Origin of the sequence: Bariatricus sp. HCP28S3_F11, from assembly GCF_052065395.1 — a bacterium.
In the GTDB taxonomy this organism is placed as follows: Bacteria; Bacillota; Clostridia; order Lachnospirales; family Lachnospiraceae; genus Allocoprococcus.
Genome location: NZ_JBQHUC010000005.1, coordinates 116,608 through 134,817 on the forward strand (window position 1 = coordinate 116,608; position 18,210 = coordinate 134,817).

General features: G+C 45.1%; 18 protein-coding genes and 1 pseudogene. 3 read left to right on the plus strand and 16 right to left on the minus strand.

Annotated features, from left to right (window positions below):
- Nucleotides 1–4: 4 nt before the first annotated feature.
- The 10 genes and pseudogenes from uvrB to rho form a co-directional block, all read right to left on the minus strand.
- A complete protein-coding gene (gene uvrB / locus ACTNBR_RS04125) occupies nt 5–1,990 on the minus strand; it encodes an excinuclease ABC subunit UvrB (RefSeq protein WP_427805595.1) in 1,986 nt (661 codons plus the stop codon).
- Nucleotides 1,991–2,249: 259 nt separating this feature from the next.
- A complete protein-coding gene (locus ACTNBR_RS04130; RefSeq protein WP_427805594.1) occupies nt 2,250–2,378 on the minus strand; it encodes a hypothetical protein in 129 nt (42 codons plus the stop codon).
- A gap of 103 nt (nt 2,379–2,481) precedes the next feature.
- Nucleotides 2,482–3,638, minus strand: a pseudogene (locus ACTNBR_RS04135) (ATP-binding protein).
- Nucleotides 3,639–4,121: 483 nt separating this feature from the next.
- Nucleotides 4,122–4,388, minus strand: a complete 267-nt coding sequence (locus ACTNBR_RS04140; RefSeq protein ID WP_441042673.1) for a hypothetical protein — start codon at nt 4,386–4,388, stop codon at nt 4,122–4,124.
- Between the two features lie 11 nt (nt 4,389–4,399).
- Entirely contained in the window at nt 4,400–4,963 is a 564-nt protein-coding gene (locus ACTNBR_RS04145) for an LPXTG cell wall anchor domain-containing protein (protein ID WP_441016169.1), read from the minus strand.
- A 319-nt stretch (nt 4,964–5,282) separates the two neighbouring features.
- Entirely contained in the window at nt 5,283–6,356 is a 1,074-nt protein-coding gene (prfA, locus tag ACTNBR_RS04150; protein WP_441016172.1) for a peptide chain release factor 1, read from the minus strand.
- A 36-nt stretch (nt 6,357–6,392) separates the two neighbouring features.
- On the minus strand, nt 6,393–7,340 hold the full coding sequence (gene prmC / locus ACTNBR_RS04155) for a peptide chain release factor N(5)-glutamine methyltransferase (protein WP_441016175.1): 948 nt from the start codon (nt 7,338–7,340) through the stop codon (nt 6,393–6,395).
- A complete protein-coding gene (locus ACTNBR_RS04160; protein ID WP_427805589.1) occupies nt 7,303–8,268 on the minus strand; it encodes a DUF1385 domain-containing protein in 966 nt (321 codons plus the stop codon). Before ACTNBR_RS04160 ends, prmC begins: the two co-directional genes overlap by 38 nt.
- Nucleotides 8,269–8,397: 129 nt before the next feature.
- The gene (gene rpmE, locus ACTNBR_RS04165; RefSeq protein ID WP_427805588.1) at nt 8,398–8,598 is read right to left on the minus strand and encodes a 50S ribosomal protein L31; all 201 of its coding nucleotides are present in this window, start codon (nt 8,596–8,598) and stop codon (nt 8,398–8,400) included.
- Nucleotides 8,599–8,729: 131 nt separating this feature from the next.
- A complete protein-coding gene (rho, locus tag ACTNBR_RS04170) occupies nt 8,730–10,061 on the minus strand; it encodes a transcription termination factor Rho (RefSeq protein WP_427805587.1) in 1,332 nt (443 codons plus the stop codon).
- 292 nt (nt 10,062–10,353) lie between these two features.
- Here rho and ACTNBR_RS04175 point away from each other — a divergent pair, with 292 nt between their 5' ends.
- From ACTNBR_RS04175 to ACTNBR_RS04185, 3 genes are read left to right on the plus strand one after another with little or no spacing between them, the layout of a single operon-like run.
- A complete protein-coding gene (locus ACTNBR_RS04175) occupies nt 10,354–11,502 on the plus strand; it encodes an NAD(P)-dependent malic enzyme (RefSeq protein ID WP_427805586.1) in 1,149 nt (382 codons plus the stop codon).
- Between the two features lie 3 nt (nt 11,503–11,505).
- Complete coding sequence (locus ACTNBR_RS04180; protein WP_427805585.1) at nt 11,506–12,444, plus strand: TIGR01212 family radical SAM protein; 939 nt, start codon at nt 11,506–11,508, stop codon at nt 12,442–12,444.
- A 13-nt stretch (nt 12,445–12,457) separates the two neighbouring features.
- Nucleotides 12,458–12,970 carry a DUF4364 family protein gene (locus tag ACTNBR_RS04185; RefSeq protein WP_427820504.1) on the plus strand — a complete coding sequence of 171 codons (513 nt, stop codon included), beginning with the start codon at nt 12,458–12,460 and terminating at the stop codon, nt 12,968–12,970.
- A gap of 87 nt (nt 12,971–13,057) precedes the next feature.
- On the opposite strand, the gene ACTNBR_RS04190 is transcribed toward ACTNBR_RS04185, so the two are convergent.
- The 6 genes from ACTNBR_RS04190 to ACTNBR_RS04215 all read right to left on the minus strand — a co-directional run bounded on the left by ACTNBR_RS04190 (nt 13,058) and on the right by ACTNBR_RS04215 (nt 18,203).
- On the minus strand, nt 13,058–13,909 hold the full coding sequence (locus tag ACTNBR_RS04190; protein WP_427805583.1) for a sensor histidine kinase: 852 nt from the start codon (nt 13,907–13,909) through the stop codon (nt 13,058–13,060).
- Nucleotides 13,902–14,624, minus strand: a complete 723-nt coding sequence (locus ACTNBR_RS04195; protein WP_427820503.1) for a LytR/AlgR family response regulator transcription factor — start codon at nt 14,622–14,624, stop codon at nt 13,902–13,904. Before ACTNBR_RS04195 ends, ACTNBR_RS04190 begins: the two co-directional genes overlap by 8 nt.
- Before the next feature lie 39 nt (nt 14,625–14,663).
- The gene (locus ACTNBR_RS04200; protein WP_427805581.1) at nt 14,664–15,584 is read right to left on the minus strand and encodes an SPFH domain-containing protein; all 921 of its coding nucleotides are present in this window, start codon (nt 15,582–15,584) and stop codon (nt 14,664–14,666) included.
- 1 nt (nt 15,585) lies between these two features.
- A complete protein-coding gene (locus ACTNBR_RS04205) occupies nt 15,586–16,065 on the minus strand; it encodes an NfeD family protein (RefSeq protein WP_441016177.1) in 480 nt (159 codons plus the stop codon).
- An 80-nt stretch (nt 16,066–16,145) separates the two neighbouring features.
- On the minus strand, nt 16,146–17,462 hold the full coding sequence (locus tag ACTNBR_RS04210) for a replication-associated recombination protein A (protein WP_427805579.1): 1,317 nt from the start codon (nt 17,460–17,462) through the stop codon (nt 16,146–16,148).
- Nucleotides 17,463–17,483: 21 nt separating this feature from the next.
- On the minus strand, nt 17,484–18,203 hold the full coding sequence (locus ACTNBR_RS04215) for a tRNA threonylcarbamoyladenosine dehydratase (protein WP_427805578.1): 720 nt from the start codon (nt 18,201–18,203) through the stop codon (nt 17,484–17,486).
- Between the last annotated feature and the right edge of the window lie 7 nt (nt 18,204–18,210).

An 18,210-nucleotide genomic window follows, 5' to 3' on the forward strand; every position in this document is an offset into this window, starting at 1 on the left:
CAATCTATTCAAGTTCATTTAAATTTCTCTTCAACTCAACCAGCTTATCACGCAATTCCGCCGCGGCTTCGAAATTCAGTTCCGCCGCAGCCTTCTTCATCTGCTTTGTCAGACTGCCGATCAGCTTTTCAAGCTCTCCTTTACTCATGGATTCCGGATCTTTTTCAAGACGCATCTCTTCGGCCGCCACTTTCTTGGAAATACTGATCAGGTCACGCACGGATTTTCGGATCGTCTGTGGAGTAATTCCGTGTTCTTCGTTATAAGCCATCTGAATTGCACGCCGACGTTTCGTCTCATCAATCGCTACGCGCATAGAGTCCGTGATATGATCCGCATACATAATGACATGACCGTCCGCATTTCGCGCCGCACGTCCTATCGTCTGTATCAAGGAAGTCTCCGAACGCAGGAAGCCTTCTTTGTCAGCATCCAGAATAGCGACAAGCGTAATCTCCGGAATATCCAGTCCCTCTCTCAGAAGATTGATACCCACAAGTACATCAAACACGTCCAGACGCATATCACGAATGATCTCCGTCCGTTCCAGTGTATCAATATCGGAATGCAGATATTTCACCCTTATTCCCAGTTCTCTCATATAGTCTGTCAGATCTTCTGCCATGCGTTTCGTCAGAGTAGTGATCAGGACTTTATTCTTCCTTGCTGTCTCTTTATTCACCTCGGCTACCAGATCATCAATCTGTCCCTCAATCGGACGCACTTCCACCTCCGGATCCAGAAGCCCGGTCGGACGGATCACCTGCTCAGCCCGCAGCAGTTCATGCTGCTCTTCATATTCACCCGGAGTCGCGGAGACGAACATGACCTGGTCGATCTTGCTTTCAAATTCCTCAAAACTAAGCGGCCTGTTGTCCTTAGCCGACGGGAGACGGAACCCATAATCCACCAGCGTTGTTTTTCTCGACTGATCCCCATGATACATCGCTCCGATTTGCGGAACCGTCTTATGGGACTCATCGATGATCATCAGAAAATCATCCGGGAAATAGTCGATCAAAGTCTGCGGCGGCTGTCCCGGTGCAAGTCCTGTCAAATGTCGGGAATAGTTCTCAATACCCGAACAGAATCCTGTTTCACGCATCATTTCAATATCAAAATTAGTTCGTTCGGAAATGCGCTGCGCCTCCAGAAGCTTGTCTTCTCCCTTAAAAAACCGGATCTGTCCCTCCAGTTCCTTTTCAATCTCCGCAATCGCCGCCTCCATTTTATCTTTGGAAACTACATAATGAGATGCCGGGAAAATTGCGACATGTCCGATCACATTCAGGATTTCTCCCGTAAGCGTATCAATCTCCGTGATCCGGTCAATCTCATCTCCGAAGAATTCCACTCTATATGCTATTTTCTCCGAATACGCCGGAAATATTTCCACAACGTCTCCCCGGACCCGGAATGTGCCCCGTTTGAAATCCATATCATTTCTGTCATACTGAATCTCGATCAGCTTCTTCAGCATCTCATCTCTGTCCTTTATCATTCCGGGGCGCAGAGAGATTACCATTTCTTTATAATCGATCGGCGAACCCAGTCCGTAAATGCAGGATACGCTGGCCACAATGATCACGTCATTGCGCTCGGACAGCGCTGCTGTCGCAGAATGACGGAGTTTATCAATCTCATCGTTGATTGCGGAATCCTTGGCAATGTAAGTGTCTGATGACGGGACATATGCTTCGGGCTGGTAGTAGTCGTAGTAGGACACAAAATACTCGACTGCGTTGTTAGGGAAGAATTCCTTGAATTCACCGTAAAGCTGCGCTGCAAGAGTCTTGTTGTGCGCTATAATCAGCGTTGGTTTATTTAATTGTTGGATGACATTCGCCATCGTAAAGGTCTTACCGGAACCGGTGACACCAAGAAGTGTCTGGCACTGGTTACCTTCCTTAAAGCCTTTTACTAACTGTTCAATCGCCTGCGGCTGGTCACCGGTCGGGGCATATTCTGATACTAATTCAAAATGATCCATGTAGTCCTCCTATGTTTGAACCCTCGAGGAAAACTCGATAGTTGGAATAAACTTTTTCATCAATTTTCATTTTTTTATAACATCTGGAACTCTACTTCTTGCACATTTCCAGTACCCATTCTATGTACAGTACAGTATAGCATCAAAGGCCAAAAAAGTACAGAACAAAATGAACATTTGTTCTGTACTTTTTATCATGCCTTTTAACACTTTCTGTGTATCATCTAAGTTACCATTTAAGCATAAAAATCTACTCAAATTAAATCGTCACATTAAACGCCTTTTCCGGTTCAGTCGCATTCTGAATCGCCTCCGAGATCTGCTCCAGCGGGAATTCCTGAGTGATAATAGATTCCAGATCCCATTTTCCACTTGTCATAATTGCCATCACGTCTTTCCTTAATAATTGTTTCAGAATTGTTAAAGCCCTCCTGTCTTTCTGCTGATTTTAGTTAAGCAATTCATTCGCTTTTTCACATACAGAATAGAGTTCATCTTGTTAATTCATAATCATCCAGAAAGTTATACTCAATATCATCTTTGCAGTATCCGATCACCTTTCGTAAATTGATTTTCCTAACACTGTTAAATATATTTGTATCAATGACATCACTTGTTTTTCTGAACTGTGCAATCAATTCCTTCATTTCATCTCTTTTCGATCCTCTTCCTCCACCGCAGCTCACACAATTTTCCGTAAACCGGCAGGCACATTGGATAAAATGAAGTCCATTGGAGTCCCTCCAAGCTTTGATTGCCTCTTCTTTTACCAGATACAGCGGCCGTATCAACTCCATTCCTTCAAAATTCTGACTGTGAAGCTTCGGCATCATCGTTTCCACTTTACCGCTGTATAACATGCCCATGAGAATGGTTTCGATGACATCATCAAAATGATGCCCTAACGCAATCTTATTACATCCCAGTTCCTTTGCCTTGGAATACAGATATCCCCGTCGCATTCTCGCACAGAGATAGCAGGGATTCTTATCAATTGCCGCCACGGTATCAAAAATATCAGTCTCAAATACAGTAAGCGGTATACCAAGGAGATTGGCATTATCCTGAATAATTTTTCAGTTATCTTCATTGTATCCTGGATTCATAATCAGAAATACTACCTCAAAATGAACCTTACCATGCTTCTTCAATTCCTGTATTAATTTTGCAAGAAGCATGGAATCCTTTCCCCCGGATATGCACACTGCCACACGGTCTCCTTCCTGGATCAGCTGATATTCATTCAGTGCTTTGGTAAATGGCCGCCAGATCGCTCTGCGGTATTTCTTAATGATGCTTCGCTCGATCTCTTCTTTTTCTCCTCTTTTTCTTTTTGACAATCCCCCTGCATAAACCTCGACAAAGACAAACGTAAGTAAGCTCGATAGCCACCCTCCACATTGACTGCATCGTACCCTTCATCTTCCAGTTCTTCCACATATTCCTGGCTTCTGTCTCCGGTATGACAGAGCATATAGATGGTTTTTGCCTCATCCAGTTCTTTCCTGCGTTCTTCCAGTTCAGCCATCGGAATATTCACCGCTCCCGGGAAGGTTCCCCGCTGATACTGATCATTGGGGCGGATATCCACCACCATACTTTGATTCCATTCTATTTTTTCCAATTCTTCTACTGTAATCGTCTTCATTTCTGCTCCTATATCAAACGCAATAATAATATGTTACATATCATTCCCAACATAATAGAAATCAGCACCACTGCCAATCCTGCCAGAAATGTCTTCCTTTATCCTCTATGAATACTACCATTATAAACCTATTTAGTCAATGGGTTATATATGTTTAACAAGTAACAAAAGCGGCCAACTTTTTACGGTTGATCGCCTTTGGCTTATTCACTCTTATTCATTTACGCTATCATTTTATTCGTTAATCTAAATGATATACAACATCAATTGGGACTTCCTGTATTGAATTTAAATACGAAACTATAATTCCAATCCGTTTTGATTTTCCTTCTAAACTATCGTGCCATCGCAAGCTAAATTCTTCTTCTGTAAGATATGTGTAACTACCGGCAGTAGATGGATCCATAAAATAATAAATATATGTATCTTTTTCCGTATCCTTCTTATATCCAATTAACACAACATAGTGACCGTCGTCTTCTGTTATTCTGTTATATTCACATAGTTCGTCCTATTTTCCGGAGTTGCTGCAAGTTCCCAACGTAATCGATCTTCTCTGGTGTCAAAATCATACCCTGCATAGCGTAAAACAGATGCGACGCAAGCCACTCCACAGGTAAAATTATGGCTTTGTCTATATAACGGTAATTTTAAAAATTTATATTTTCCTGTTTCATCCGTTTCAGGCAACGACATTTTTGAAATATTATAATTATAAAAGGTATTTCCTTCCGGTTCAGTGTCGTTCAAGTAATAATCCTTCATTTGATTGGCAAGATCTTCAGCTTCGGGTATTTCATTTGCCGTATAGGCAGCATTGCTCCCGCCATTGCAAAGCAGAGGATAAGAGACATTGTCCCTTTTGCGTGTAATTTCTTCTGTTTAATCCCGATAAAGAGCAGCGCACCGCCCGACAAAATCATCAAACCAACAAAAAAACCTGTATGGGAATTATCTCCCGTCTGCTGACTGGTTGTATCAGTTGTAGGCTCGGTTGCCTTTACAATTTTGATAAGCTCGCAAGTCTTGCTTTCGGTACTGTTCAGTTCAAAAGCTTCCTGTGTTAAGCTGCCGTCTTTCAGCGTGACACCGTCAGGCAGAGTTATCTCTGTCTGAATATCTTTAACGGCATACGAATTGTTATTTTTTACGGTAAGCATTACATTGACATCTTCATTTGCCGCATATTCCGACTTGTCGAAAGTAAGCGTAGCCACTAAACCGTTCTGTTCTGCTTCGGCTGCAAAAACTGTAATTGTCATAAATGTAGATACAACAAATACAAAACTTAAAAGCACCGGCATAAGCTTCTTGATTTTTTTCATCTCGAAATACCTCCGGTCAATTATTATCTCGTACCGCTCCTTTACGGTAGTTTTATGTTGATTAGTAAATCAAACGTTCGTTTTCATTATACTATTTTCCCTTTACTATTCCAATAGGGTAATTCAAGTACGCCGAGGCGTACTTGCTGCGAGGTGCGCGTCATGCTCTGCATGACACAATACATCTGCGCACCTCTGCAATCCGCCGGAGGCTTTATCTTGGAAGAAGATAAAAAACCACATAGCCGTATCGCATACAGTCTATGTGGTCTCTCGTTATTTCACGTTCACGTTTTAATATATAGGATTTGCTCTATACTTAATTCTCATTCATCTTCGTCAGCTTCGCTGCCTGGTCAGCCGCAATCAGACTGTCAATGATTTCATCCAGATCTCCGTTCATAATCGTATCAAGTTTATGCAACGTGAGCTTAATTCTGTGATCCGTCACGCGTCCCTGCGGGAAGTTATAGGTACGGATCTTCTCGGAACGGTCACCGGTTCCGATCTGGCTTCTTCTTGCCTCGGCTTCTGCCGACTGCTGCTTCTCCAGTTCCAGCTCATACAGTTTAGAACGCAGAAGACGGAAAGCCTTTTCCTTATTCTGAAGCTGTGATTTCTCGGTCTGGCTGTAAATGACAATTCCTGTCGGGTAGTGGGTCAGACGAACCGCAGAGTCCGTTGTATTGACACACTGTCCACCATTTCCGGAAGCACGCATGACGTCAATACGAATATCTTTCTCATCGATCACAACATCCACTTCTTCCGCTTCCGGCATAACCGCCACCGTGATCGTTGATGTATGGATACGTCCGCCGCTTTCCGTTTCCGGCACACGCTGTACACGATGTACACCGCTTTCATATTTCATACGGGAATATGCTCCCTGACCGGTCAGCATAAATACAACTTCCTTAAAACCGCCGATCCCATTTTCACTTAAGGAAATGATCTCACTTTTCCAGCGTCGGTTGTCCGCGTAATGGATATACATGCGGTAGATCTCTGCAGCGAAAAGTGCTGCTTCATCTCCGCCCGCTCCTGCACGAATCTCCACGATAACGTTTTTGTCATCGTTCGGATCTTTCGGTAACAGCAGGATTTTCAGTTCCTGCTCTAATTCTTCGATTCTCTTTTTGGAGTCATTCAGCTCTTCTTTTGCCAGTTCCTTCATCTCTTCGTCGCTTTCTTCTTCCAGCATAAGAAGGCTGTCCTCTATATTCTGCTTACAACTCTTATATTCCTTATATGCCTCAACAATCGGGGTCAGATCATTCTGTTCCTTCATGAGCTTGCGGAAACGATTCTGGTCATTCACCACATCCGGTTCCTGCAGTTCGCCCATAATCTCTTCATAGCGGATCAGCAAATCCTCTAATTTGTCAAACATATTATTCTCCTCCTGCTATCAGCTTAGTCTCAGCCTTTATGATTCTATTTTACTATTCTCTCCTGAAATATTGTACACGCCGGAAACGACCCGGTCAAGACCTGCCAAATCCTTTTGTGTATGTATTTTCTCAAATCCGGCCTCACGAAGCAGCTCTTCGACCGCTTCCTTCTGATCATGGCCGATCTCCAGATACAAATACCCGCCATCTTTCAGATACTTTCTGCTCTCTTCCGCCAGAAGCCGATAGAAATAAAGTCCGTCTTCCCGTCCGTCCAACGCGATAAACGGATCATATTTCTGCACTTCTTCTTCCAATCCCCCGATTACTGCGGTCGGTATATAAGGCGGATTAGAAACGATGATGTCGAATTGCCCCTGTATTTCGGAAAACATATCGCTCTTAATAAATTCCACATCAGCTCCCAGTCTGCGGGCATTTTCTCTTGCAACTGCAAGCGCCTCTTCCGAGACATCCACTGCAATGCAGACCAGTTCCGGATTTCTTTTCTTCATACTGATAATAATACAGCCGGATCCTGTGCACATATCCAGCACTTCTATATTCCCCGGAATCTCTCTTCGAATCAGCTCTTCTGGAAATTCTTCTCTCGCCTCATCGCCAAATTCCTCGCCTCTGATCCGCGGAGAGTTCTCCGCCTCTTCCACCAGGATCTCGGTATCCTGCCTGGGAATCAGCACATGCTCATTGACCATAAATGCCATTCCCATAAATTCCTGAATCCCGGTCAGATGCTGAACCGGTATTCTCTGAAGCCGTTTCCCGATCAATTCAAAATACTGCTTTTCATCTTCAGGATCCATTTCATCGAATCCGTCCACATAATATCGGGTGCGGTTCATTCCCGTCACATGTTCCATCAGGATCCAGGCATCACTCTCTGCATCTGAAATCTGATTTTCATTTAGATTCCGTACTGCTTTTTTATATGCTTCCTGATACGTCACTTGTCTCTTCTCCATCCTGCCATCCGAAATTCTTACGCAGATACTCTTTCCAGTCAAATACCGCTTCAACGGAAGCGATTCCCACCTGAATCATCTCATCATTCGGCTCCTTAGTTGTCAAATGCTGCAGCATGAGTCCCGGTTTACTCAAGATACAGACAATCGGGTTATTACTGTTCCCGGCCCATTTGATCAGCTCATACGAAATACCGGCAATGATCGGAAGCAGCGCAATTCTCACGATCACCCGCATGACAACAGAATCAACCCTTACAAAAAACAGTAGTACGATTCCGACAATCATGACAAACAGCATGAAACTGGTTCCACATCTTTTATGTTCCTTGGAACTCTTGCGGACATTTTCCACGGTAAGCGGAAGCCCATGCTCAATACAATTGATACATTTGTGTTCTGCGCCATGATACTGATACAGTCTCCGGATATCCTTCATCAAAGAAATGGCTGCTACATACCCGACAAAAATTGCAATTCGGACCACACCTTCCAGAATCAGCCGTACCGTATAAGATGGCACCCATTTTTTCAGAAAATCAGATATAAAATAAGGGAGCACCATGAAGATGCCGATCGCCAGAACAAACGATACCACCATTGTCAAAGCCATCAGAAGATCCTCCTGCTTTTTGGCCTTCTTCTCCTCCGCTTCTGTCCGTTCCCGCGCTTCTTCTTCCTCTTCATAGAATCCTGCGGACCAGTTCAGCGTGCTCATTCCGAGTACCATGGAATCCACAAAATTAAACACACCGCGTATGAACGGAATCTTCGTAAGTGCCGACCATTTACCGGTGACACTTCTGTAATTGTCTTTTTTGATCTCTATTTCTCCGTCAGGCTTCCTTACCGCAACTGCGTAAGTATCACGATTCTTCATCATGACACCTTCCAGAACTGCCTGCCCTCCAATATTGGATGATTTCATCTTATTTCCTTTCCATCATACAAATCCATATAAACCTTATAGAGAAAACAGGCTGAGATTCTGAAAACCTCAGCCTGCTGATATCTTACAGTATGAAAGCTTCGATAAGCTTTCTTCCTATTCCGGATATTATTTAATTCCGTATTTCTTATTGAACTTATCAACACGGCCACGAGCCTGAGTTGCCTTCTGCTGTCCTGTGTAGAACGGATGACACTTAGAGCAGATTTCTACGTGGATATCTTTGCTTGTAGATCCTGTTACAAATGTATTTCCGCAGTTGCAGGTTACAGTTGCCTGATGATATGCTGGATGGATTCCTTCTTTCATGATTTTCACCTCTTCTTAGTTTATTCGTTTTACGCGTTCAACGCGGCTAATTGTCTATAAACAGCTTTCTTATTGTAGCACACTTCATGTGCAAATGCAAGTTTTTTCATTTAAAATTATTAACCAAATTCTTAAATGCATTTCATTTTCTTGACCATCTGAACAAACTCGGCATTGTTCTTTGTCCGGTCAAACAGATTCAGGATATTGTCCACAGCTTCATCCGGCTTCATGCCGTTCAGTGCGCGGCGCATAATATCAACCGCCTCCTGCTCTTCTGTGCTGAGGAGCAGGTCATCTCTTCTGGTTCCGGATTTCGGAATGTCGATTGCCGGGAAGATTCTCTTCTCAGACAGCTTTCTGTCGAGAACAAGCTCCATATTACCGGTTCCTTTGAATTCCTCGTAAATCACATCATCCATCTTACTTCCGGTATCAACGAGCGCTGTGGCAAGAATTGTAAGGCTTCCGCCTTCCCTCATATTTCTGGCCGCACCGAAGAAACGCTTCGGCATATGGAGTGCAGCCGGATCCAGACCACCGGACAGTGTTCGCCCGCTTGGCGGAACAACCAGATTGTACGCTCGAGCCAGTCTTGTAATACTGTCCAGAAGGATCATAACATCTTTCTTATGCTCTACCAGTCTCTTCGCACGCTCGATTACCATCTCTGAGACTCTCTTGTGATGTTCCGGCAATTCATCAAATGTAGAATAGATCACCTCCACATTATCGCCTTCAATCGCTTCCTTAATATCGGTTACTTCTTCCGGTCTCTCATCGATCAGAAGAATCAGAAGATGAACCTCCGGATTGTTCTTTCTGACAGACAGTGCAACCTGTTTCAGAAGCGTTGTCTTACCGGCTTTCGGCGGCGACACGATCATACCTCTCTGTCCTTTTCCAATCGGGGACAGCAGATCCATAACACGCATGGAGGTGCTTGTCCGCCCTGTCTCAAGGCTCAGCCTCTTATTCGGGAAAATCGGTGTCATATCCTCAAAATTTCTCCGTTTTGCAGCTTCTGCCGGAGAAACGCCGTTGATCTGTGTCAGATACAGGAGTGCACTGAACTTTTCCTGCATTGTCTTCACTCTGGTGTTACCGGTCAGGATATCGCCCGTCTTAAGTCCGAACCTGCGGATCTGAGACGGAGACACATAAACATCATCCTCACCGGGAAGATAATTCTTGGAACGTATAAAGCCATACCCGTCCGGCATTACTTCCAGAATTCCATTTACGGTGCGTCCGCTGTCAAGTTGTTCAATATCCACGTTACTGCCCTGCTTCTCATTCTTGATCTCTTCCTTGACCTCTTTTGCATTTTCTTTATCATCTTCATTCAGCATCGCTTCGATGAGCTCCGCCTTCTTTAATGTAGAAATTCCTTTTAAACCTCTTGCCTTGGCAAGCTCTTTTAACGTAGCAAGCGGCAAAGATTCATACTTTTCTCGCGTCATGTTCTATATTACCTCCTCTAAAAATATTTATCATTCATATATCAAAATTATTAAGTAATCTATTCTTCTCTCAAGGGAAAATCTGTGGATATGACTTCAAATCGTTCACTGAATCAGCTATTACACGGTATATAGCCAAAAGGATGATTGAATATAGTATACCTTATTTTTTACAAATTGAAAAGCATTATTTTCAATTGCTTTACTCTCTCAAGAATGTTATCATAAGAAGTAAGTTTCAAAAACAAATATCTGAGCAGAATTTTACTGCCCAGTCGAGGAGGATAATGACATGTCAATAAGTGAAAAAGCATTGGAAATGCATGAAAAATGGAACGGTAAGATTGAAACAACTGCTAAATCACACGTGAATTCGCGCGAAGATCTGGCAATCGCCTACACTCCGGGTGTAGCTGAACCTTGTAAAGTGATCGCCAAAGATAAGGAAGCAGCTTACAAATATACGATAAAGGCAAATACGATCGCCGTAGTTTCTGACGGAAGTGCTGTCCTCGGTCTCGGAAATATCGGAGCCCATGCCGCTATGCCGGTTATGGAAGGAAAAGCGGTTCTCTTCAAAGAATTCGGCGGTGTCAACGCAGTTCCGATCTGTCTGGATACCCAGGACACCGAAGAGATCATTAAAACAGTGGTAAATATTGCGCCTGCATTTGGCGGTATCAATCTGGAAGATATCTCTGCACCGCGTTGTTTTGAGATTGAAAGCCGACTGAAAGAACTTCTTGATATTCCGGTCTTCCATGATGACCAGCACGGTACAGCCATCGTTGTGCTCGCCGGAATCATCAACGCACTCAAAGTAACCGGCAAGAAGATGGAAGAATGCAAGGTTGTGGTAAACGGTGCCGGCAGCGCCGGTGTGGCGATCACAAAGCTCCTTCTCACCTATGGTTTCCCGGATATCACCATGTGCGACATCAACGGAATCATTTCCGAGAATTCTCCGAATCTGAACTGGATGCAGCAGGAAATGGCGAAGCTCACCAACCTTTCCGGTGCAGCCGGAACACTTGCAGATGCCCTCAAAGGCGCCGATATCTTCGTCGGAGTTTCCGCACCGAACATTGTCACAAAAGAAATGGTTGCATCCATGAATCCGGATGCCATTCTTTTCGCAATGGCCAATCCGGTTCCGGAAATCATGCCGGATCTTGCCAAGGAAGCCGGTGCAAAGGTAGTCGGAACAGGACGTTCTGATTTCCCGAATCAGGTGAATAACGTCATCGCATTCCCAGGCATTTTCAAAGGTGCTCTGGAAGGACGTGCCACACAGATCACGGAAGAAATGAAGCTTGCAACTGCAAAAGCAATCGCCGGTCTTGTTTCAGACGAAGAACTGAACGAGAATAATATTCTTCCGGAAGCATTTGACCCGCGGGTGGCAGATGTTGTCAGCAAAGCGGTCAAGGCACTGATCTAATCGATGACGGAGCGGAGATTCTGGGGAGAAAAACGATATTTCTCCCTGGATTACTATCTGAAGACAACCTATGGCGAGAAGCTCTATAAGGTTTCATTAAACGGCGGCTGTACCTGTCCGAACCGTGACGGGACCTGCGGTGAACGGGGCTGCATCTTCTGCAGTGAAGGGGGTTCCGGAGATTTTGCCGCCTCGCCTGCCCTGACGATTCGGGAACAGCTCGAAGAAGGGAAAGCACTTATTCGGCGCAAACAGACCGGTAACGGATACATCGCCTATTTCCAGGCATACACGAACACCTATGCTCCGCTGGAACATCTCCGAAAGATCTTTTACGAGGCGATTCTGGAACCGGACGTAAGGATCCTTTCCGTCGCCACCAGACCAGATTGTTTAAGCGACGAGATTCTTGCACTTCTCGATGAACTGAATCGGATCAAACCGGTATGGATCGAGCTTGGGCTGCAGACCATCCATCCCGAGAGCGCGCGTTTCATACGTCGTGGTTACGATCTGAAAGTATTTGAAAATGCCGCAGAGGCATTGATACGACTTAACATTTCGGTTATCGTACATGTGATCCTGTTTCTTCCCGGAGAATCTCCTGCGCAGATGCTGGATACCATCCGATACTTGAACCGGATCCCCATTCAGGGTATTAAACTGCAGCTCCTTCACATATTAAAACATACGGATCTGGCAGATTATTATCAGGAACATCCCTTCTCCGTTCCTTCCATGGAAGAATACTTTGACGTTCTTGGTATGTGCATCTCCAATCTTCGTCCGGATATTGTAATACACCGGCTCACCGGAGACGGCCCCAAATCACTTCTGATTGAGCCGCTCTGGACCGGGAATAAAAGGCTGGTTCTGAACTCCATGCAGAAATACCTGAAAGACAACGATATCTGGCAGGGAAAAGAGTATATTGATTTATAAGGAGGACGACATCATGTCTGAAACTTTCACACTATATAAACTGATCATTCTGTATATGCTGGACAAGGTGGATTTTCCGCTTACCAACGCACAGATTTCAGAATTCATACTGAACAAAGGATATACGACCTATTTCAAGCTTCAGCAGGCACTTTCCGAACTTACGGAAGCGGAACTGATCCGGGAAGAGACTTCCCACAACCGTACCCTTTATCATCTGACAGAAGACGGTGCCCAGTCCATCCAGTATTTCAAAAACAATATCTCCCGCTCTATACGAGAAGATATCGACAATTATTTACGCGAGAAAAAATATGATCTCAAAAATGAGGTTGCTGTAAAGGCCGATTATTACCGAAACACATCCCGGGAATTCTCAGTCAGATGCCAGGTTCTGGAAGACGAACTTCCTCTGATCGACCTGACGCTCTCTGTTCCAAGCGAAGCCGAAGCCGAAGCCATCGTCACAAACTGGCAGAAAAAGAATCAGGAAATCTATGCCTGGCTCATGGCAAATCTGCTGTAAGCCAATATAATACACAAAAAAACGGTGCCCGAATCCGGAGGTTTTGATCCATTGTCCTCCTTTTCGGACACCGCTTTTTTTATTCATTTACACGACTACACGAAAACAGATATAATTCCGTTCATCGATAAAATCCGTACTCACCGTAATCTCACCGCCGTACCGCTCACTGAGCAGCTTTGCATTATAAAGACCAAGTCCCCGCTTCCCGTCTTCACTTTTTGTAGAAAACCCTTTTTCAAAGAAACGTCCGATATTCTCCAGCTTGACATTCCTCATACGGTTTTTGATAGTGAAGACAACCCGGTCATTTTCGGAATCCAGTTCCATGATAACCCGGTTCAGTTCCTCCGTGCATGCTTCATAAGCATTATCAACCAGCGTTCCGATGATCTCGATCAGATGATGTTCGGATATCCCGGAGAGGATTTCCAGATTCTTCACCACGATTTCCGTCTTCACATAAGATGGTGCCCGCACGATCTTGCTGTATAAGAAGCCTGCAAGCACTTTATCACTGATCTTGAGGAGCGGAAGGTACATCCGGTTCTCATCATCCTTCACTGCTTCCATGATATATTGTGACTGCCGTTCCACAAGCTCATCATAATTGTCCACCGTAAGATGCATGTTTAAAATGGCATTAATCTGGTTGTCGAATTCGTGCTGTCTCGCCCGGATCTCTTTCACCAGTTCCTCAAGCGGCTGAATGTAGAGTTGATACAGGCGCAGTTCCTGCTCTTTTTGCTGCATAATCAGATAATTCTTTCTCCAGTCAACGATTCCCCATATGATGACCACCACCATCAGAACGAACATGACAAATACCCGATAGTCAAAGGTTCCGCTGTACAGGAAATCCACGACCAGATAGACCGATACCAGCAATGCAATCACACAAAAAATACGATACAAAAACTTTCTCACCCATTCAATCATTTATCATTCTCCCCATTTCCGCCTTGTACGTCACGCCGATTTCTACCGTATCACTGCTGTTTCTTAGCTTAATCACCCGGTTCACTGTATCAATGTATTCAATTTCCTGGCGATTCACAGCAAACATCCGGTGCGACTGCACAAACATTTCTTTCGGCAGCTTCTGCATCATCTGCTTCAGCGTTACATATGGTACTTTCCAGTTTTCACCCCTCATGTGAATGCAGATTCCGCGCGGAACTGCTTCAATATAGCGAATGTCCTGACATTTCACCTGATAGTTAATTCCATCCTTTTTTACGATGACTGTCCTCGGCTCCTCCTGTTTTTTATTCACAAGTACTTTTCTTACGACTTCCTCCACCTGTGTACGATCAAAAGGCTTCATAATATATTGATAGCAATGCAGTTCTCGATACGCCTGCATCTCCATTGCTCCCACGGAAGTCACCATCACGATCGGTGTAAACATATACTGAAATTTTTCTCTTACCTCTCTGGCGAAGATAATTCCTCCGATATCCTCTTTCCGGCTTCCGCTTAAGTTTACATCCAGAAGAAAAAGACCATATCGGATATTTTCTTCCAACAGGTCTTTCGCTTCCTTATATGAGGAGGCGGCATGGACCTGAATCTCGGCCGAATACTCATTCAGAATACGGACGAGCGCTTCCATCGAAGCGTGTTCATCTTCCAGAATCAGCACATGTATCATATCCAGCACCTCCCAATCTTCTCTATTCAACTGTCTGCTCTATTCGGAAATAATTTCCTTCGCGCTCTTAACCAGACCTGCAAGTCCCTGGATCTCTGACGGAATGATGATTTTGGTCGCTTTTCCGTCCGCTGCCTTCTCGAAAGCCTCCAGACTCTTGATCCGAAGAACTGCCTCATCGGCCCCCGCTTCACGGAGGAAACGAATACCGTCTGCATTTGCCTGCTGCACTTTGAGGATTGCTTCTGCTTCACCTTCGGCTTCCTTGATCCTCTTTTCCTTCTCTGCTTCCGCCTGAAGGATCGCCGCCTGCTTCTCAGCCTCCGCTTTCAGAATTACAGATTCCTTCTCACCTTCTGCAACAAGGACGGTAGATTTCTTCTCTCCTTCTGCTCTCAGGATTGCTTCACGACGCTCACGTTCCGCCTTCATCTGCTTCTCCATCGCATCCTGGATCGCTGCCGGTGGAATAATGTTCTTCAGCTCCACGCGATTAACCTTGATTCCCCACGGATCCGTTGCCACATCAAGAGATGCTCGCATCTTTGTATTGATCGTCTCTCGGGATGTCAGTGTCTGGTCCAGTTCCAGTTCACCGATGATATTTCGAAGTGTTGTTGCCGTCAGATTCTCAATTGCCATAATTGGATTTGCCACACCATAGCAGTACAGCTTCGGATCTGTAACCTGATAGAATACAACGGTATCAATTCGCATCGTTACATTATCTTTCGTGATAACCGGCTGTGGATCAAAATCAACGACCTGTTCCTTCAGATCGACTCTTCTTGCAACGCGGTCGATCAACGGAAGTTTAAAATGAAGCCCTACACTCCAGGTCGCCTGATACGCACCAAGCCGTTCTACGACCAGCGCCTTTGCCTGCGGAACGATCTTCACACAAGAGATCAATACCAGTAAAATAATCACAAAAATCGTTGCTAAAATAATGAATCCCATATTAACCCTCCTCGTATCGTCTGACTATTAACTTGACTCCGGAAATATTGATCACTTTTGCAATGGTTCCGGCTTCCAGGATCTCTTCATCCTTCTCCGATCGCACCGTCCATTCCTGCCCGTTGACCACCGCCATTCCGGTCTGGCTCATGTTGTCCACTCTTTCGGCAATCCGGATCGTCTTGCCGATGATTCCTTCATAGTTGGTCTTCTCTCTCCTGCTGTTGATGCATTTCACCGCGAACGGTCTCGTGAAAAACAACAACAGAAACGTGACTGCAAAAAACGCGATGACCTGAACAAGAAACGGAAATTTCAGAATGTTCAGAATCAGCGCCACAAGCGCGCCTCCGGCAGCCCAGATACTGGTCAGTCCCACCGTAATGATCTCGACTACCAGAAGGATGATCAGAAGAACCAGCCATGCAATGGTAATATAACTGTCTTCCAGTACCATCTCATCACTTCCTTCCTGTTGCATACATCGTATCAGAGTTTCCCCCGATGTTCAACTGATATTGCGTGAATCGGGCGATTTCCTGTTTCAATGAAGTATCCTGGCTATTTTTCATGAAGCCAGCGCATATGTTCCTTGATCTTTGCTTCATAACCGTTATCTCCGGGTTCATAGAATACCTCTCCTTTGATCTCATCCGGAAGATACTGCTGTTCTACATAGTGCTTCGGATAATCATGCGCATATCGATATCCCACACCATGTCCCAGATTTTGGGAACCCTTATAATGTGCATCCTGCAGATGAGGCGGAACAGTCGTTTTCACTCGTTTTACATTATCCATGGCGGCAGAAATGGCATTGCATGCCGAATTACTCTTTGGTGCAGTCGCCACATACAGCACCGCCTGTGACAAGATAATCTGTGCCTCCGGCATTCCGATCCGCTCTGCAGCCTGAGCCGCAGAAACGGCAACCGTAAGAGCCATGGGGTCTGCATTTCCCACATCTTCCGACGCACAGATCATGATCCGGCGGGCAATAAACTTGATATCTTCTCCCGCATACAGCATTTTGGCCAGATAATAAACTGCCGCATCCGGATCAGACCCTCGCATGCTTTTGATAAATGCCGAGATCGTGTCATAGTGGTTATCGCCGGTCTTATCATACCGCACGACCCGTTTTTGAATGCACTCAGAGACCACATCCAGCGTAAGATGGATCCATCCGTCATCACTCCGGCTTGTAGTCAGAATCCCCAGTTCCACCGCATTTAATGCAAGCCTTGCATCTCCTCCCGACAGATCGGCCAGAAAGTGCAACGCATCCTCGTCAATCTTTGCATGATAGCTTCCCATTCCCTTCCTGGTGTCATTCACCGCTCTCATGATCAGCATCTCAACATCCTCTTTGGAAAGTGGCTTTAATTCGAAGATGCTGGAACGGGAGATCAGCGCACTGTTGACTTCAAAATATGGATTTTCGGTCGTGGCACCGATCAGAATCAGCGTTCCGTCTTCTACAAAAGGAAGCAGATAATCCTGCTGGCTTTTGTTAAACCGGTGGATCTCATCCACAAACAGAATCGTCTTTCTCTGATACATGCCGTAGATCTGTTTCGCTTTATTTACAACTTCTTCCATATCCTTTTTCCCGGCCACTGTGGCATTGATCTGCGTAAATTCGGCGCTTGTCGTATTTGCAATCACTTTCGCGAGCGTCGTTTTCCCCGTTCCGGGCGGGCCGTAGAAAATCACCGAGCTCAGTTTGTCCGCCTTGATCGCACGGTATAACAGTTTGTCCTTCCCGATAATATGCTGCTGTCCAACCACTTCTTCCAGCGTCGTCGGCCGCAGTCTGGATGCGAGCGGAGATTCTTTCTCTTTATTTGTCTCTCTCATATATTCAAACAGATCCATTTTCCATCTCTCCTTTGTATTCTACACAAGTCCTGCCAACTCACGTATTACTTCCCCTGCAATCAGAAGCCCTGCCACCGGAGGGGTAAAGGAAATGCTCCCCGGTATGCTTCTTCGTACTCCGGCATCTTCCCCTGTATCCCTACCCGAAGTATCAATCGGCTTCTCTTTCGAGTATACCACTTTTAAATGGCCGATACCACGATTCTTCAGTTCCTTTCTCATCACTTTACAGAGCGGACAGACACTGGTCTTTGTGATATCCGTTATCTCAAACATCTCCGGATGAAGTTTATTCCCGGTCCCCATACTGCTGATGATCGGTATTCCACGCTTTCTTGCCTCACATACCAGTGTCAGTTTTGCCGTCACTGTATCGATCGCATCTATGATATAATCCGGTCGTTCATCCAATATGTCCCCCAGATTATCGGTCAATACAAATCGCTCATAGGTTCTGACCCGAATCTCCGGGCAAATATCCGCGATTTTCTCTTTCATGACCTCTGTTTTATATCGTCCTTCCGTGCTGTGCAGTGCAATCGACTGGCGATTGATATTCGTAAGCGATACAGTGTCATTATCGATCAAAATCAATGTTCCGACCCCGGATCTCGCCAGCGCCTCCACACAGTGTGAACCGACGCCTCCGATTCCGAATACCATAACCGAAGCCTTTTTCAATCGTTCCATGCCATCCGTCCCCAACAAAAGTTCTGTTCTTGAAAATTCATTTATCATACTCTTT

Coding starts and splice junctions, on each gene's coding strand:
- uvrB (WP_427805595.1), bottom strand. CDS start 1,990: ATGGATCATTTTGAATTAGTATCAGAATATGCCCCGACCGGTGACCAG.
- ACTNBR_RS04130 (WP_427805594.1), bottom strand. CDS start 2,378: ATGGCAATTATGACAAGTGGAAAATGGGATCTGGAATCTATTATCACT.
- ACTNBR_RS04145 (WP_441016169.1), bottom strand. CDS start 4,963: ATGAAAAAAATCAAGAAGCTTATGCCGGTGCTTTTAAGTTTTGTATTT.
- prfA (WP_441016172.1), bottom strand. CDS start 6,356: ATGTTTGACAAATTAGAGGATTTGCTGATCCGCTATGAAGAGATTATG.
- prmC (WP_441016175.1), bottom strand. CDS start 7,340: ATGGAGAAGAGACAAGTGACGTATCAGGAAGCATATAAAAAAGCAGTA.
- ACTNBR_RS04160 (WP_427805589.1), bottom strand. CDS start 8,268: ATGAAATCATCCAATATTGGAGGGCAGGCAGTTCTGGAAGGTGTCATG.
- rpmE (WP_427805588.1), bottom strand. CDS start 8,598: ATGAAAGAAGGAATCCATCCAGCATATCATCAGGCAACTGTAACCTGC.
- rho (WP_427805587.1), bottom strand. CDS start 10,061: ATGACGCGAGAAAAGTATGAATCTTTGCCGCTTGCTACGTTAAAAGAG.
- ACTNBR_RS04175 (WP_427805586.1), top strand. CDS start 10,354: ATGTCAATAAGTGAAAAAGCATTGGAAATGCATGAAAAATGGAACGGT.
- ACTNBR_RS04180 (WP_427805585.1), top strand. CDS start 11,506: ATGACGGAGCGGAGATTCTGGGGAGAAAAACGATATTTCTCCCTGGAT.
- ACTNBR_RS04185 (WP_427820504.1), top strand. CDS start 12,458: ATGTCTGAAACTTTCACACTATATAAACTGATCATTCTGTATATGCTG.
- ACTNBR_RS04190 (WP_427805583.1), bottom strand. CDS start 13,909: ATGATTGAATGGGTGAGAAAGTTTTTGTATCGTATTTTTTGTGTGATT.
- ACTNBR_RS04195 (WP_427820503.1), bottom strand. CDS start 14,624: ATGATACATGTGCTGATTCTGGAAGATGAACACGCTTCGATGGAAGCG.
- ACTNBR_RS04200 (WP_427805581.1), bottom strand. CDS start 15,584: ATGGGATTCATTATTTTAGCAACGATTTTTGTGATTATTTTACTGGTA.
- ACTNBR_RS04205 (WP_441016177.1), bottom strand. CDS start 16,065: ATGCAACAGGAAGGAAGTGATGAGATGGTACTGGAAGACAGTTATATT.
- ACTNBR_RS04210 (WP_427805579.1), bottom strand. CDS start 17,462: ATGGATCTGTTTGAATATATGAGAGAGACAAATAAAGAGAAAGAATCT.
- ACTNBR_RS04215 (WP_427805578.1), bottom strand. CDS start 18,203: ATGATAAATGAATTTTCAAGAACAGAACTTTTGTTGGGGACGGATGGC.